We start from the raw sequence: 541 nt of genomic DNA on the forward strand, positions 1-541 counted from the left end.
TCACCACCATTACCGATTCGGTCGACACCACCACCGTTACCCTGACAGCCGACGGCAGCGTGACCGAAGGCGGGCAGATCACTTACACCGCCACCCTGACCAACCCGGCGCAGACCCCGGTGAATGTCACCTTGAGCAATGGCTCGGTGATCACCATCAAGGCGGGTGAGTCGACCGGCACCGTTGTGGTCGATACTCCGGCCAACGACGTTTACAACAACGGTTCGACCGTCAGCACCACCATCACTGGTGCAACCGGCGGCAACTTTGAAAACCTGGTACCGAGCACCACGCCTGCGATCACCACCATTACCGATTCGGTCGACACCACCACCGTTACCCTCACAGCCAACGGCAACGTGACCGAAGGCGGCCAGATCACCTACACCGCCACCCTCACCAATCCGGCACAAACCCCGGTGAACGTCACCTTGAGCAATGGCTCGGTGATCACCATCAAGGCGGGCGAGTCGACCGGCACCGTTGTGGTCGATACTCCGGCCAACGACGTTTACAACAACGGTTCGACCGTCAGCACCAC

At 60.4% G+C, this 541-nt stretch carries 1 protein-coding gene; it reads left to right on the forward strand.

The window, feature by feature from the left end; genetic code table 11:
- Window positions 1-541: immunoglobulin-like domain-containing protein (locus tag E1K68_RS27525; protein ID WP_212614962.1), on the forward strand; the 541-nt coding region annotated here is incomplete at both ends.

This window comes from Pseudomonas sp. B2021, from assembly GCF_018135665.1.
Taxonomy (GTDB): Bacteria; Pseudomonadota; Gammaproteobacteria; order Pseudomonadales; family Pseudomonadaceae; genus Aquipseudomonas; species Aquipseudomonas lactis.